This window comes from Streptomyces sp. KR55, from assembly GCF_052245645.1.
Classification (GTDB): Bacteria; Actinomycetota; Actinomycetes; order Streptomycetales; family Streptomycetaceae; genus Streptomyces; species Streptomyces flavusporus.
In genome coordinates, this window is the sequence record NZ_JBQQCE010000074.1 from 13,119 (window position 1) to 27,639 (window position 14,521).

Genomic DNA, 14,521 nt, shown 5'->3' on the forward strand with positions numbered 1-14,521 from the left:
AAGAACGAACCACCGTGACCACACTGACCAAGACCGAGGACGCCCCGGCCCCGACCGGGCCCGAGAGCTTCCTCTCGGTCCGTGACCTGCGGGTGCAGTTCTCCACCGAGGACGGCATCGTCAAGGCGGTCGACGGCCTCTCCTTCGACGTCGAGCGCGGTAAGACCCTGGGCATCGTCGGCGAGTCCGGCTCCGGCAAGTCCGTCACCAACCTGACGATCCTCGGCCTGCACAACCCGCGGACCACCACCATCGACGGCGAGATCGTCCTCGACGGCAAGGAACTCGTCACCGCCACCGAGAAGGAGCTGGAGAAGCTCCGCGGCAACAAGATGGCGATGATCTTCCAGGACCCGCTGACCGCCCTCTCCCCGTACTACACGGTGGGCCGCCAGCTGTCCGAGCCGTACATGAAGCACACCGGCGCCTCCAAGAAGGAGGCCAAGGACCGGGCGATCCAGATGCTGGAGAAGGTCGGCATTCCGCAGCCCAAGGTGCGCTTCGACGACTATCCGCACCAGTTCTCCGGCGGTATGCGCCAGCGCGCGATGATCGCCATGGCACTGATGTGCGACCCCGACCTGCTGATCGCCGACGAGCCGACCACCGCGCTCGACGTGACCGTGCAGGCGCAGATCCTGGACCTGCTCAAGGACCTCCAGCAGGAGTTCGGCTCCGCGATCATCTTCATCACCCACGACCTCGGCGTCATCTCCAACATGGCCGACGACCTGCTGGTGATGTACGCCGGCCGGGCCGTGGAGCGCGGCAGCGTCAAGGAGGTGCTGCGCACCCCGAAGCACCCGTACACCTGGGGCCTGCTCAGCTCCATGCCGCGTCTGGACGGCGACATCCACACGGAGCTGACGCCGATCCCGGGCACCCCGCCCTCCCTGCTCAACCCGCCGTCGGGCTGTCCCTTCCACCCGCGCTGCGCCTTCAAGGACAAGGTGTCGGGCACCCTCTGCACGGACGTACGGCCGCCGCTGGGCGAGGGCCGTGACTCCGCGTGCCACCTCACGGCCGAGCAGAAGCAGACCATCTTCATCGACGAGATCCAGCCCCGGCTGCGCTAGGGAGAACCGAGATCATGAGCGAGAACCTCACCCTCCCCGCACAGCAGGGCTCCACGGGCGCCGACACCGAAACGCTGCTCGAGGTCAAGGGCCTGACCAAACACTTCCCGATCTACGGCGGCTTCCCGATCAAACGGAAGGTCGGCGCGGTGCAGGCCGTCGACGGGGTCGACCTGACCGTCGGCGTCGGCGAGAGTGTCGGCCTGGTCGGCGAGTCCGGCTGCGGCAAGTCGACCACCGGCCGGCTCATCACGCGCCTGCTGGCGCCGACGGCCGGTCAGATCACCTACGCCGGGCAGGACATCACGCACGCCTCCCGCAGGCAGCTCGCGCCGGTGCGGTCCGAGATCCAGATGATCTTCCAGGACCCGTACTCGTCGCTGAACCCTCGGCAAACCGTCGGCACGATCATCAAGTCGCCGATGGAGGTCAACGGGATCAACCCCGAGGGCGGCCGGGAGAAGCGGGTCCGGGAACTCCTGGAGCTGGTCGGCCTCAACCCCGAGCACTACAACCGCTTCCCGCACGAGTTCTCCGGCGGCCAGCGCCAGCGCATCGGTGTGGCCCGCGCCCTGGCGCTGAACCCGAAGCTGATCGTCGCCGACGAGCCGGTCTCCGCGCTGGACGTGTCGATCCAGGCGCAGGTGGTGAACCTGCTGCAGAAGGTGCAGCAGGAGCTGGGCATCGCCTTCGTGTTCATCGCCCACGACCTGGCCATCGTGCGGCACTTCTCGCAGCGTGTGGCCGTCATGTACCTCGGCAAGGTGGTAGAGGTCGGCGACCGGGACTCGATCTACAACCGGCCGCGGCACCCGTACACGCACGCCCTGCTGTCCGCGGTCCCCGAGGTCGAGCTCGACGACGAGAGCGAGAGCCGTGAGCGGATCCGCCTCGCCGGCGACGTGCCCTCGCCGATCCACCCGCCGTCCGGCTGCCGCTTCCGCACCCGCTGCTGGAAGGCGCAGGACAAGTGCGCCACCGAGGAACCGCCCCTGGTCCAGCTCTCCGGCAACCGGTCCGGCCACCTGACGGCCTGCCACTTCCCGGAGGACCCGACCACGGAGGCCCGCGACGAGGACGTCGTCCTCGACCCGGCGCTGAAGGCGCTGGAGGAGGACCAGGACTGACGCCCCTGGCTTGACGCTAGGCCCGCCGTACGACGTTGATGATCTCGGGGCTGGCGGGGGTGAACGGTCCCCGCCCCCAGTCCCCGAACCGCTGCCGTACGGCGAGCCCGGCCTCGTCCAGGAAGCGGTCCAGGGCGTCCACGCCGAGGAACCTCAGCGTGTTGCGGCTGACCTGGGGCTCGTCCCAGCGCGGACCGTCGAAGGTCCCGGTGAACGACACCCGGTCTCCGTGGACCGGCGTCTCCGCCTCGTGCCACAGGCGCACCACGTCCCCCTCCGGGCCGCGGGCCTCGTGGATCCGGTCCGGGGTCCAGGACTCCCAGGCGCGGGCGGCCGGGTTGCGCGTCTCGAACACGAACGCGCCGTGCGGGGCGAGGCTCCGGCGGACGGCGGCGAGCGAACGCCGCAGCTCCTCGTCGCCGAGCAGCTCCTGAAAGGCGTGCCCGGTCATCACGACCAGGTCGAACTCCTCGTGCCACCAGGTGCAGGACAGGTCCCCGAGCACCCACTCGACGTCCCGGGTGGCGTGTCTGGCCCTTACGAGCATCGCGGCGGCCGGATCGAGGCCGGTGAGCCGCCCCTGGTGCCCCGCTTCCCGCGCCTGCCGCAGCAGCCGCCCGGTTCCGCAGCCGACGTCGAGCACGGCACCGGCGGACATCACCAGATCGAGGTAGAAGTCGTCACCCGCTCCCCACGGGTTGAGGGCCTCATACAGTTCGACGAGAGCGGCGTCACGGTAGGAACGATCACCCATCCGGGCAGTGTGCCTGCTGTATGGCGGATCAGTACACGAATCCGGGATTTACGCGGGAAGAACGCGCACACCGCAACGGCTCGCAGCCCCATCACCCCCAGCCGCCTCGCATTTCACCCGCACCACTCCCTCACTAGTCCAAAGAGCCGCACGCATGTGCATGGCGCACCGTTTGGACGGATATTGGCCGTTATGGGGCCGACGTCCCGGCGACGGCGGTAGGGCACTGCATGAGGAGGGACTCCATGCGTAGAGCCACGCACGCCACATGGGCCGTGTGTGCGGTCGCGGCAGCCCTCGTGGCGACCGCCTGCGGCGGGGGCGGCGGCAGTGCCGGCGACAGCGGTGCGGTGCTGAGCTCCTCCTGGGGCGACCCGCAGAACCCGCTGGAGCCGGCGAACACCAACGAGGTGCAGGGCGGCAAGGTCCTCGACATGATCTTCCGGGGCCTGAAGAAGTACAACCCCGAGACCGGCAAGGCCGAGGACATGCTCGCCGAGAGCATCGAGACGACCGACTCGCGGAACTTCACCGTCACCATCAAGGACGGCTGGACCTTCAGCAACGGCGAACCGGTCACCGCCCGGTCCTTCGTCGACGCCTGGAACTACGGCGCGAGCCTGAAGAACAACCAGCGCAACGCCTACTTCTTCAGCTACATCGAGGGCTACGACGAGGTCCACCCCGAGGACGGGGACAAGCAGAGCGCCGACGCCCTGTCCGGCCTGAAGGTCACCGGCGACCGCACCTTCACCGTCCGGCTCAGCCAGAAGTTCTCCACCTTCCCCGACACCCTCGGCTACCCCGCCTTCGCCCCGCTGCCCCGGGCGTTCTTCGACGACCACGACGCCTGGCTCAGCAGGCCCGTCGGCAACGGCCCGTACAGCGTCGACTCGTACACCAGGGGCTCCCAGATGTCCCTGCGCGCCTGGGACGCCTACCCCGGCCCCGACAAGGCCCAGAACGGCGGCGTCGACCTCAAGGTCTACACCGACAACAACACCGCCTACACCGACCTGATGGCCGGCAACCTCGACCTCGTCGACGACGTCCCCGCATCCCAGCTCAAGAACGTCCGCAACGACCTGGGCGACCGTTACCTCAACACCCCCGCCGGCATCCTCCAGACCCTCGCCTTCCCCTACTACGACAGGAACTGGAGCCGGCCCGGCATGGACAAGGTCCGCAAGGGCCTGTCCCGGGCGATCGACCGCAAGCAGATCACCGAGACCATCTTCCACAAGACCCGCACCCCCGCGACCGACTGGACCTCCCCGGTCCTCGGCGAGGAGGGCGGATACAAGCCCGGGCTGTGCGGGCAGTGGTGCGAGTACGACGCCGCCGAGGCGAAGAAGCTGGTCCGCGAGGGCGGCGGACTGCCCGGCGGTCAGGTCAGGATCACGTACAACGCGGACACCGGCTCCCACAAGCAGTGGGTCGACGCGGTCTGCAACTCCATCAACAACGCCCTCGACAACGACCACGCCTGCGTCGGCAACCCGATCGGCACCTTCGCCGACTTCCGCAGCCAGATCACCGACCGCAAGATGTCCGGCCCGTTCCGCGCCGGCTGGCAAATGGACTACCCGCTGATCCAGAACTTCCTCCAGCCGCTCTACTACACCAACGCCTCCTCCAACGACGGCAAGTGGTCCAACCAGAAGTTCGACGACCTCGTCGACCGGGCCAACGCCGAGTCCGACACGGCCGAGGCGATCAGGACCTTCCAGCAGGCCCAGGAGGTCGTCCGGGACAACATGGCCGCCATCCCGCTCTGGTACCAGAACGGCAGCGCCGGCTACTCGGAGCGCCTGTCGGACGTGAAACTCAACCCGTTCAGCGTTCCCGTCTACGACCAGATCAAGGTCAGCTGAGGCGGAGCCATGGGACGGTATGTCGTCCGGCGCCTGCTGCAGATGATCCCGGTCTTCGTCGGGGCCACCCTGCTGATCTTCCTGATGGTCAACGTGATGGGCGACCCCATCGCGGGGCTGTGCGGTGAGCGGGAGTGCGACCCGGCGACGGCCGCCCGGCTCAGGAAGGAGTTCGGCCTCGACAAGCCGGTCTGGCAGCAATACCTGACCTACATGGGCAACGTCTTCACCGGCGACTTCGGCACCGCCTTCAACGGCCAGCCGGTCACCGAGCTGATGGCGTCCGCCTTTCCGGTCACCATCCGGCTCACGATCGTGGCGATCCTCTTCGAGATCGTCATCGGCATCACGCTGGGCGTCGTCACGGGGCTGCGCCGGGGCCACCCCGTCGACACCACGGTCCTGCTGATCACCCTCGTCGTCATCTCCGTGCCCACCTTCGTCACCGGCCTGCTGCTCCAGCTCCTGCTCGGCGTCCAGTGGGGCTGGATCAAACCGTCGGTGTCCCCCGAGGCCCGGTTCGACGAGCTGATCGTGCCCGGTCTCGTGCTCGCCTCCGTCTCCCTCGCCTACGTCACCCGCCTGACCCGCACCTCCATCGCGGAGAACCGGCGCTCCGACTACGTCCGTACGGCCGTCGCCAAGGGCCTGCCCCGACGCCGGGTGATCACCCGGCATCTGCTGCGCAACTCCCTGATCCCCGTGGTCACCTTCATCGGCACCGATGTCGGCGCGCTGATGGGCGGCGCGATCGTCACCGAGCGGATCTTCAACATCCACGGCGTCGGCTACCAGCTCTACCAGGGGATTCTCCGGCAGAACACCCAGACCGTCGTCGGCTTCGTGACCGTCCTCGTCCTCGTCTTCCTGCTCGCCAACCTCCTCGTCGATCTTCTGTACGCCGTACTCGACCCGAGGATCCGCTATGCCTGAACGCAGGGAACCCGGCGGCGCGATCGCCGGCACCGGCATGGGAGGAGCGATGGACCTGGCCGCGAGCGAGGCGGAGACGCTGGAGAACCGTTCCAGCCGCCCCGACGGTGCGGGCCCGTCCGGCAAACCCCGCTCCCTCTGGTCGGACGCCTGGCACGACCTGCGCCGCAACCCGGTCTTCATCATCTCGGGTCTGGTGATCTGCTTCCTGGTCGTCATCTCCCTGTGGCCGTCCCTGATCGCCTCGGGCAATCCCCTCAAGTGCGACCTTGCCAAGGCCCAGGAGGGCTCACAGCCCGGCCATCCCTTCGGCTACGACGGCCAGGGCTGCGACGTGTACACGCGCACGGTCTACGGCGCCCGTACGTCCGTCGTGGTCGGCGTCTGCGCCACGCTCGGGGTCGCGATCCTGGGGAGCGTGCTCGGTGGGCTCGCCGGGTTCTTCGGCGGGACGTGGGACTCGATCCTGTCGCGGATCACCGACATCTTCTTCGCGATCCCCGTCGTGCTCGGCGGGCTCGTCCTGCTGTCGGTCGTGACCAGCAACTCCGTCTGGCCGGTCATCGGGTTCATGGTGCTGCTCGGCTGGCCGCAGATCTCCCGGATCGCCCGCGGCTCCGTCATCACCGTCAAACAGAACGACTACGTCCAGGCCGCCCGCGCCCTCGGCTCCTCCAACTCCCGGCTGCTGCTGCGGCACATCGCACCCAACGCCGTCGCACCGGTGATCGTCGTGGCGACCATCGCGCTCGGCACGTACATCGCGCTGGAGGCGACCCTGTCGTACCTCGGTGTCGGCCTGAAGCCGCCCAGCGTCTCCTGGGGGATCGACATCTCGGCCGCCTCCCCGTACATCCGCAACGCCCCGCACGCGCTGCTGTGGCCCTCCGGAGCGCTGGCGATCACCGTGCTCGCGTTCATCATGCTCGGCGACGCGGTGCGCGACGCCCTCGACCCGAAGCTGAGGTGAGGTGCCGGCATGCTGCTCGAAGTGCACGATCTGCACGTGGAGTTCCGGACCCGGGACGGGATCGCCAAGGCCGTCAACGGCGTCACCTACAGCGTGGACGCCGGCGAGACCCTCGCCGTGCTCGGCGAGTCCGGTTCCGGCAAGTCCGTCACCGCCCAGGCCGTCATGGGCATCCTCGACATGCCGCCGGGCCGGATCACCGGCGGGGAGGTCCTCTTCCAGGGCCGGGACCTGCTGAAGCTCAAGGAGGACGAGCGGCGGAAGATCCGCGGCGCCGAGATGGCGATGATCTTCCAGGACGCGCTGTCGGCGCTCAATCCCGTGCTGAACGTGGGGGACCAGCTCGGCGAGATGTTCGTGGTCCACCGGGGCATGTCGAAGAAGGACGCGCGGGCCAGGGCCGTGGAGCTGATGGACCGCGTCCGCATCCCGGGCGCCAAGGAGCGGGTGAAGCAGTACCCGCACCAGTTCTCCGGCGGTATGCGCCAGCGCATCATGATCGCGATGGCGCTCGCCCTCGAACCGGCCCTGATCATCGCCGACGAGCCCACCACCGCCCTCGACGTCACCGTGCAGGCCCAGGTCATGGACCTGCTGGCGGAGCTCCGGCGCGAACTGAACATGGGGCTGATCCTCATCACCCACGACCTCGGCGTGGTCGCCGACGTCGCCGACCGGATCGCGGTGATGTACGCGGGCCGCATCGTGGAGTCGGCCCCGGTGCACGACATCTACAAGGCGCCGGCCCACCCCTACACCAAGGGCCTGCTCGACTCCATCCCGCGTCTGCACCACAAGGGCCAGGAGCTCTACGCCATCAAGGGACTGCCGCCCAACCTCATGAACATCCCGCCGGGCTGCGCGTTCCACCCGCGCTGCCCGATGGCCCAGGACGTGTGCCGCACCGACGTACCCCCGCTGTACGAGGTGACCCCATCGGACGGGGCCCGGGGGAGCGCCTGCCACTTCTGGAGGGAGTGCCTGCATGGCTGAGCCGATTCTGGAGGTCAGCGGGCTCGTCAAGCACTACCCGCTGACTCGGGGCGTCCTCTTCAAGAAGCAGGTCGGCTCGGTGAAGGCCGTCGACGGCGTCGACCTCACCCTCGACCGCGGCGAAACCCTCGGCATCGTCGGTGAGTCCGGCTGCGGCAAGTCCACGGTCGCCAGGATGCTGGTCAGCCTGGAGAAGCCGACGGCCGGAGTGATCAGGTACCGGGGCGAGGACATCACCCAGCTGTCCGGCAAGGCCCTGAAGGCCGTACGGCGCAACATCCAGATGGTGTTCCAGGACCCGTACACCTCCCTCAACCCCCGTATGACGGTGGGCGACATCATCGGGGAGCCGTACGAGATCCACCCCGAGGTGGCCCCCAAGGGTGACCGGCGCAGACGCGTCCAGGAGCTGCTGGATGTCGTGGGCCTCAACCCCGAGTACATCAACCGCTATCCGCACCAGTTCTCTGGCGGGCAGCGCCAACGCATCGGCCTCGCACGGGGTTTGGCGCTGCGCCCGGAGATCATCGTCGCCGACGAACCGGTCTCCGCGCTGGACGTGTCCGTCCAGGCCCAGGTCATCAACCTGATGGAGCGCCTGCAGAACGAGTTCGACCTGTCGTACATCTTCATCGCGCACGACCTGTCGATCGTCCGGCACATCTCGGACCGGGTCGGCGTCATGTACCTCGGCAGGATCGTGGAGACCGGCAGGGACGCCGAGATCTACGACCATCCCACGCACCCCTACACCCAGGCACTGCTCTCCGCCGTCCCCGTGCCCGACCCGGAGGCCCGTGAACGGCGCGAGCGCATCATCCTCTTCGGTGACGTGCCCTCTCCGACGCACATCCCCTCCGGCTGCCGCTTCCGCACCCGCTGCTGGAAGGCGCAGGAGCGCTGCACGCTGGAGGTGCCGGCGCTCGCGGTGCCCGCGGAGTTCAGGCCGGCGGGCGGTCCTGCGGCCCATGACTCCGCCTGCCACTTCGCGGAGGAGAAGCAGGTGGTGCCGCCCGAGGAGTAACACGCAGGCAACTCATCTGACCCGGTTCCGATATACGGACGCGGCAGTCTCTACAGCGTACGGCCGTGCGGGTGCCGTAAACGGGCCGGAGTGCCGCCATGTCACTCCGGCCCGTTGCCGTGCCTACGCCAGCCGCAGCGACCGCTTCAGGAAGTCGAGCTGGAGCAGGAGCAGGTTCTCCGCGACCGTCTCCTGCGGGGTCATGTGCGTGACGCCGGAGAGCGGCAGGACCTCGTGGGGGCGGCCGGCGGCCAGGAGGGCGGTGGACAGGCGCAGCGAGTGGGCCACGACCACGTTGTCGTCGGCGAAACCGTGGACGATCATCATCGGCCGGGCCGGCTCGACGGCGTCCACCAGCCCCGCGTCGTCGACCAGCGAGTTGCGCCGGTAGATGTCCGGCTGCTCGTCCGGGTGGCCGAGGTAGCGCTCCTGGTAGTGGGTGTCGTAGAGCCGCAGATCCGTGACCGGCGCGCCCACGATCCCGGCATGGAAGACGTCCGGCCGGCGCAGCACCGCGAGCCCGGCCAGATAGCCGCCGAAGGACCAGCCGCGGATCGCGACCCGGCTGAGGTCGAGCGGGAAGTCGGCGGCGAGGGCCTGGAGCGCGTCCACCTGGTCCTGGAGGACCACCGCCGCCAGGTCGTCCCGGACCGCCTTCTCCCAGGCGGGGGAGCGGCCCGGGGTGCCCCGTCCGTCGGCGACGACGACCGCGAACCCCTGGTCGGCGAACCACTGAGAGGTGAGATACGGGTTGTGCGCGGCGACCACCCGCTGGCCGTGTGGTCCGCCGTAGGGGTCCAGGAGGACCGGCAGGGGCGTGTCACCGGGGTAGTCCCGCGGCATAAGCACGGCGCACGGAATCCGCTGTGCGCCCCCCTCGGTGAGGGTCACGCGCGGGGACAAACCGGGATCCTCGGCGTACGAGGGGATGGTCGCCGCCGGCTTTCCGTCGTGCAGCACCTGCACCCGTGCCCCCGGCCGGTCGAGCGTCGCCGACACGAGAACGGTCACCTCCCCGGCGCGCACCGCCGAGTGCACGCCGGGCTCCTGCGACACGCGCTCCAGGCCGAGTTCGTTGACGCGGTAGACGTGCACCTCGCCGATCTCCGGCGCGGCCGCTTCCTCGCCCGCCGAGGCCGAGACCAGCACGTCGTCGTCCGACACGTCGAGCACCGCACGCACATGCAACTGCGGCCCGGTCAGCGGACGTTCACCCACCGCGAGCACCCGCGCGCCGCCCTCGTCGGCGATCCGCACCAGCTGCCCGGAGGGGGTCCAGCACGGCACTCCGGGGAAAAGATCAAGCCAAATCGGATCTTCGTCGGCATGCACCATCCGGGTCGCCCCCGTGTCCGGATCCACTGCCAGGTACAGCTGGCTGCGCTGGTCACGGGCCTGCACCAGAACCAGTGGCGCACCCGCCGCTGACCAGTGCACTCGCGCCAGATACGGGTAGCGCGCCCGGTCCCAGACGACCTCCGTGCGCACCCCGTCCAGGCCGATCACGAACAGCTGTACGTCAGCATTCGGGGTGCCGGCCGCCGGATAGGGAACGTGTTGTGGGTCACGCTCCGGATGGGCCGGATCGGAGATCCACCACCGCTGCACCGGCGTGTCGTCCACCCGCGCCACAAGCAGCCGGTCCGACTCCGGCGCCCACCAGAAGCCCCGGTCACGGTGCATCTCCTCGGCCGCGATGAACTCGGCCAATCCATAGGAAACCGACTCCGACTCCGGCTCGGCGAGCGCCCGGTCGCCCGCACCCTCGGCACCCACGACCCGCAGGGCACCGCCGGCGACGTACGCGATGTGCCGGCCGTCAGGGGCCGGGCGCGGGTCGATCACCGGTCCGGGAACGGGGAGTTCACGGGCGGTGCCGGCCCGCAGCTCCGCCGTGAAAAGCCGCCCTGACAAGGCGAAAGACGCCAACTCGACGGCGGTATCGGTGGCGTAGCCGACGATGCCGGCGCCACCCTCACGGCTGCGTTCACGGCGCGCCCGCTCCTCGGGCGAGAGGTCTTCCGCGGCCCCGCCCAGCAGCGTGCGCGGGTCGGCCGCCATGCGCTCCGCGCCGTCCGCGAGGTCGAGGACCCACAGCGCGTTGGCCCGGTCCGTACCGGACCCCGAGCGCAGGAACGCGACACGGGAACCGTCGGGGGCCACGGTGAACGAACGCGGCGCGCCGAGCGTGAAGCGCTGGGTGCGGGCGTGCCGTCGGGGGAAGGAGACAGGCTCGGTCGTCATGCCACGACCATATTGGCCATGCGCCCCCTTGTGCGGCCGTGCGCCGATCGATGCGCACGCACGGATAGTTATGATCACTAGCGCTGCGTGGGTATGAACCTGCTGGCTGCTGTATGGATTTACACGTTCCCTCGCACTGTTTCCCCGACGATCCCGGGTTCTTGGAGGTGAGCCGCCGTGGCACTCTCGATTTCGGCGGTGGTGCTGCTGGCGATCATCGTCTTCCTGCTCATCAGGAGGTCAGGACTGAAGGCCGGCCATGCGGTCGTCTGCGTCCTCCTCGGGTTCTACCTCGCCTCGTCCACCATCGCGCCCACGATCAACGAGCTGACGACCAACATCGCCGGGATGATCAGCAGCATCAAGTTCTGACCGGCCCGACACACGGGCTCCGAACCGCGAACGACCGGAGCCCACCTCGACTTCGTGGCGGCCCGGCGAGCCCAGGTCGTCCCGTGTGGAGTTGGAGGACGAGAACGGGCCGTTCAAGAAGTTCAGTTACGAGGATCTGATCGAGTTCACGGTCATCGCCCGATCCCTGGGCGGCGAGGTCGACGTACCGGAGGCCGAGGTCGAGTGGTGCCGTGGGAGTGTGGACCCTTCCTTGAAAGTTCCACACCCCCACGGGCGCACACTGCGGATCCAGACGGGCCTCGCACGGTGGCGTGCCGGTCAGCCCTTGGATGCGAACGGCACGAAGTCGGCCCAGGCCGGGGGGAGAAGACCAGGCCAGTTCGACAGTGTCCCCGGCGGCGGTCTCGCGGATCATGCTTCTCCCAGCAGTTGCTCAATGAAGGCCAGTGACTCCCGTGGGGTGAGAGCCTGAGCCCGGATCGTGCTGTACCGCAGCTCAAGGATGCGGAGCTGTTTCGGATCGGAAGTTGGGCGGCCGTTGAACGCTCCATCGGAGCGCCCTACCGCCGTACCGTCCCCGAACTTCGGTACCTCGATCTTGCCGCTCAGCCCGACGAAGAAGCCGGCGTCCCGCAAGAAGCCCCTCCCCGCCGTCCCGCAACCCGCCTGCCCTGCCCCCGCCCCCGTTCCGCGTACCTGTCGCGCCACCGGCCGCCCGGCACCCCCTCCAGAACTGCGAAGGCTGCGACTGCGCCTTCCGCTCCCCGACCCCAGGACGCTGCCATGATGACTGCCGCGCTCCCGCTGCCACCGCCGCTTGAGCCCGTTGTGTCCCGTTCGCTGCCATCGGGCCGGACACTCTGGCCGGCTGCACTCCCTGGAGGACGCCATGAGCACTCAGGCCGACCATGGGCACGAGCTGATCCCGCGTCCCGAGCTGATTCCCGACGCCCTGCGTGCCGCCCTTGCCGTCGTCGCTCCGGGGTGCCTGGACGAGATGCAGGCCATGAAGGTGAAGGACGAGGCCTTTGCCAAGGCGGTCGAGTGGCAGTCGCTCAGTCCGGTGCAGAGCTGGGTCCTGATCTGGGCCAGGGAGATCGAGATCGCTCGTCGCCCCGATCTGTTCACTCGTTACGCCCAGGCGGAGAGCAATCTGGAACACGAGGACCCGGTCATCGGGCGGGAAGCCCACCAGGAGCTGAGTGCGGTCCTCGACGAGGCGATGAAGGCAGTTCGCGAGTGAGCCGGAAATGGGAGTACGCCTTCGGCGCCGAAGAGGCTGCCCGAACCGTTCCCGCAGACTTCCTCACCGCCGGGGAACGTGGCGGGCGGGGAGGTGACTGGGTGGGGGATGTCGCCTCGTAGGCTGGCCCCATGACGGAATTGCCCGCCCGGCGTCTGCTGCTGGTGCATGCGCACCCGGACGACGAGTCGATCAACAACGGCGCGACGATGGCCAAGTATGCGGCCGAGGGTGCGCATGTGACCCTGGTCACCTGCACCCTCGGTGAGCGTGGCGAGGTCATTCCGCCGGGGCTCGCCCACCTGACCGGTGCCGCTCTGGGCGAGCACCGCCTGCGCGAGCTCACCGCCGCGATGCATGAGCTCGGCGTCGAGGACTTCCGTCTGCTCGGCGGCGCGGGCCGCTACCAGGACTCCGGGATGATGGGCCTCGCCGACAACGACGATGCCGCCTGTTTCTGGCAGGCCGACGTCGACGAGGCCGCCGCCCACCTCGTCGAGGTGATCCGTGAGGTACGCCCTCAGGTCCTGATCACGTACGACCCCGACGGCGGCTACGGCCACCCCGACCACATCCAGGCCCACCGCGTCGCCCAGCGCGCCGCCGAGCTGGCGGCCGCCGAGGGCCTGCCGATCGCCAAGGTCTACTGGAACCGCGTACCGCGCACGGTCGCCGAGAAGGCCTTCGCCGGCCTCCAGGACGATCTGTCCCGCCTCCCCTTCCCCCGGGCCGCCACCCTCGAGGACGTACCGGGCGTCGTGGACGACGAGCGCATCACCACCGAGATCGACGGCACCGCGTACGCCGCCGCCAAGGCCGCCGCGATGCGCGCGCACGCCACGCAGATCGACGTCGCCGAACCGTACTTCGCGCTGTCCAACGAGCTCGCTCAGCCCGTCTTCACCACGGAGTACTACGAGTTGGTGCGCGGCGAGCGCGCCCAGACGCGGGAGACGGATCTGTTCGCCGGGATCGAGGAGGCGTCATGAAGGACCAGGGCTCGATGCTCGCCCAGCCGCTGCAGCGCCCCTCCGCCGGGCGGATCGTGGCCCACCTGGGGCTGTTCGTGCTCGGCCTGGTGGTCGGCGCCGCCGGTGCGCTGGTGCAGGCCGGCTGGTTCCCCGGCGGGCTGCTGCTCGCCCTCCTGGGCGGGGCCGGGCTGTTCCTGGGCGGGGCGTGGGGCACCGGAGGCAGAAGCGGAGCGGTTTCGTCCGCCGCGGGCTGGATGCTCGCCGTCATCCTGCTCACCGCCAGCCGTCCCGAAGGGGACTTCCTGTTCGCCGCGGGAGCCGGCTCGTACCTCTTCCTCCTCGGCGGCATGGGTGTGGCTGTGATGTGCGCCACCCTTGGGCCGGGGCGGCAACCCGGCGGCCGGTCCGTCCGACTTGGCAAGTGACGTACCACTTCGCCGTCCCGTGCACGTGCGAGTCCCGTGTGGGTTTCCTCAGCGGTCGCGGGATACCCGACGGGGGTGGCCAGTATGGTGGTGCCGCCGCCGAGCTGCCCGAGCATGTGAGGTCGTAACGGGCGGCGGAGCCAACCGGGAGAACCTGCCTTGAGTCGTGAAACTGACAGTCCGTCCTCCGGGCCCAGCGGGCGCGGCGGAGCCGCATACCCCTCGGGCACGCCGCCCTACGGCACCCCCACGGCTTCCGACAGCGGTGCTGGAGCGGGCCGTTCGGCCGCGCAGCCGGAGGAGCGCAAGACCGAGACCACGCTGACGACCCGGATCCGGATCAACATCCCCGGGTCGCGGCCCATCCCGCCGGTCGTCGTGCGCCAGCCCGTCGCGGACACCGAGGCCGCCGACGACACCGCCGCCGAGGCGGCCCCGGCGGACCCGGCCACCACCGGCACGGTCGAGGCTCCGGCCGAGCATCCCCAGCCGGCCGAGGAGAAGACCAGCGACTGGTTCGCGCCCCGCAAGTC

The 14,521-nt window shown here is 69.3% G+C and carries 13 protein-coding genes and 2 pseudogenes; 12 read left to right on the forward strand and 3 right to left on the reverse strand.

What is annotated here, in order from left to right:
- Window positions 1-14 precede the first annotated feature (14 nt).
- Together ACTWQJ_RS13710 and ACTWQJ_RS13715 are read left to right on the forward strand one after the other, a co-directional pair.
- The gene (locus ACTWQJ_RS13710) at window positions 15-1,076 is read left to right on the forward strand and encodes an ABC transporter ATP-binding protein (RefSeq protein ID WP_443306910.1); all 1,062 of its coding nucleotides are present in this window, start codon (window positions 15-17) and stop codon (window positions 1,074-1,076) included.
- Window positions 1,077-1,090: 14 nt separating this feature from the next.
- Window positions 1,091-2,203 (forward strand): ABC transporter ATP-binding protein, encoded by a 1,113-nt coding sequence (locus ACTWQJ_RS13715; RefSeq protein WP_443306911.1) that lies wholly within the window; start codon window positions 1,091-1,093, stop codon window positions 2,201-2,203.
- Window positions 2,204-2,219: 16 nt separating this feature from the next.
- Here the strand turns inward: ACTWQJ_RS13715 and ACTWQJ_RS13720 are convergent, their stop codons facing one another.
- On the reverse strand, window positions 2,220-2,957 hold the full coding sequence (locus ACTWQJ_RS13720; RefSeq protein ID WP_443306912.1) for a class I SAM-dependent methyltransferase: 738 nt from the start codon (window positions 2,955-2,957) through the stop codon (window positions 2,220-2,222).
- A 245-nt stretch (window positions 2,958-3,202) separates the two neighbouring features.
- On the opposite strand from ACTWQJ_RS13720, the gene ACTWQJ_RS13725 reads away from it, so the two are divergent.
- Genes ACTWQJ_RS13725 through ACTWQJ_RS13745 form a run of 5 tightly spaced genes read left to right on the forward strand, consistent with a single transcriptional unit; the run spans window position 3,203 to window position 8,751 of the window.
- On the forward strand, window positions 3,203-4,831 hold the full coding sequence (locus ACTWQJ_RS13725) for a peptide ABC transporter substrate-binding protein (protein ID WP_443306913.1): 1,629 nt from the start codon (window positions 3,203-3,205) through the stop codon (window positions 4,829-4,831).
- A 9-nt stretch (window positions 4,832-4,840) separates the two neighbouring features.
- Window positions 4,841-5,764, forward strand: coding sequence for an ABC transporter permease (locus tag ACTWQJ_RS13730; RefSeq protein WP_443306914.1), 924 nt, complete (start codon window positions 4,841-4,843; stop codon window positions 5,762-5,764).
- On the forward strand, window positions 5,757-6,734 hold the full coding sequence (locus tag ACTWQJ_RS13735; RefSeq protein ID WP_443306915.1) for an ABC transporter permease: 978 nt from the start codon (window positions 5,757-5,759) through the stop codon (window positions 6,732-6,734). The genes ACTWQJ_RS13730 and ACTWQJ_RS13735 overlap by 8 nt, the downstream gene beginning before the upstream one ends.
- A gap of 9 nt (window positions 6,735-6,743) precedes the next feature.
- On the forward strand, window positions 6,744-7,727 hold the full coding sequence (locus tag ACTWQJ_RS13740; RefSeq protein ID WP_443306916.1) for an ABC transporter ATP-binding protein: 984 nt from the start codon (window positions 6,744-6,746) through the stop codon (window positions 7,725-7,727).
- Window positions 7,720-8,751, forward strand: coding sequence for an ABC transporter ATP-binding protein (locus tag ACTWQJ_RS13745; RefSeq protein ID WP_443306917.1), 1,032 nt, complete (start codon window positions 7,720-7,722; stop codon window positions 8,749-8,751). Before ACTWQJ_RS13740 ends, ACTWQJ_RS13745 begins: the two co-directional genes overlap by 8 nt.
- 123 nt (window positions 8,752-8,874) lie before the next feature.
- On the opposite strand, the gene ACTWQJ_RS13750 is transcribed toward ACTWQJ_RS13745, so the two are convergent.
- A complete protein-coding gene (locus ACTWQJ_RS13750) occupies window positions 8,875-10,995 on the reverse strand; it encodes a prolyl oligopeptidase family serine peptidase (RefSeq protein ID WP_443306918.1) in 2,121 nt (706 codons plus the stop codon).
- A gap of 177 nt (window positions 10,996-11,172) precedes the next feature.
- Between ACTWQJ_RS13750 and ACTWQJ_RS13755 the strand changes: the two genes are divergently transcribed.
- Complete coding sequence (locus ACTWQJ_RS13755; protein ID WP_224734225.1) at window positions 11,173-11,367, forward strand: hypothetical protein; 195 nt, start codon at window positions 11,173-11,175, stop codon at window positions 11,365-11,367.
- Window positions 11,368-11,760: 393 nt separating this feature from the next.
- Here ACTWQJ_RS13755 and ACTWQJ_RS13760 read toward each other — a convergent pair.
- Window positions 11,761-11,976: pseudogene (locus ACTWQJ_RS13760) on the reverse strand (Scr1 family TA system antitoxin-like transcriptional regulator); the annotation flags it as partial.
- 262 nt (window positions 11,977-12,238) lie between these two features.
- Between ACTWQJ_RS13760 and ACTWQJ_RS13765 the strand changes: the two are divergent.
- The 4 genes and pseudogenes from ACTWQJ_RS13765 to ACTWQJ_RS13780 all read left to right on the forward strand — a co-directional run.
- Window positions 12,239-12,592: a hypothetical protein gene (locus tag ACTWQJ_RS13765; protein ID WP_443306919.1), complete on the forward strand. Its 354-nt coding sequence runs from the start codon at window positions 12,239-12,241 to the stop codon at window positions 12,590-12,592.
- 131 nt (window positions 12,593-12,723) lie between these two features.
- Window positions 12,724-13,581, forward strand: a complete 858-nt coding sequence (mshB, locus tag ACTWQJ_RS13770) for an N-acetyl-1-D-myo-inositol-2-amino-2-deoxy-alpha-D-glucopyranoside deacetylase (protein WP_443306920.1) — start codon at window positions 12,724-12,726, stop codon at window positions 13,579-13,581.
- Window positions 13,578-13,988: a DUF6113 family protein gene (locus ACTWQJ_RS13775; protein WP_443306921.1), complete on the forward strand. Its 411-nt coding sequence runs from the start codon at window positions 13,578-13,580 to the stop codon at window positions 13,986-13,988. The genes mshB and ACTWQJ_RS13775 overlap by 4 nt, the downstream gene beginning before the upstream one ends.
- Window positions 13,989-14,147: 159 nt before the next feature.
- Window positions 14,148-14,521: pseudogene (locus tag ACTWQJ_RS13780) on the forward strand (hypothetical protein); the annotation flags it as partial.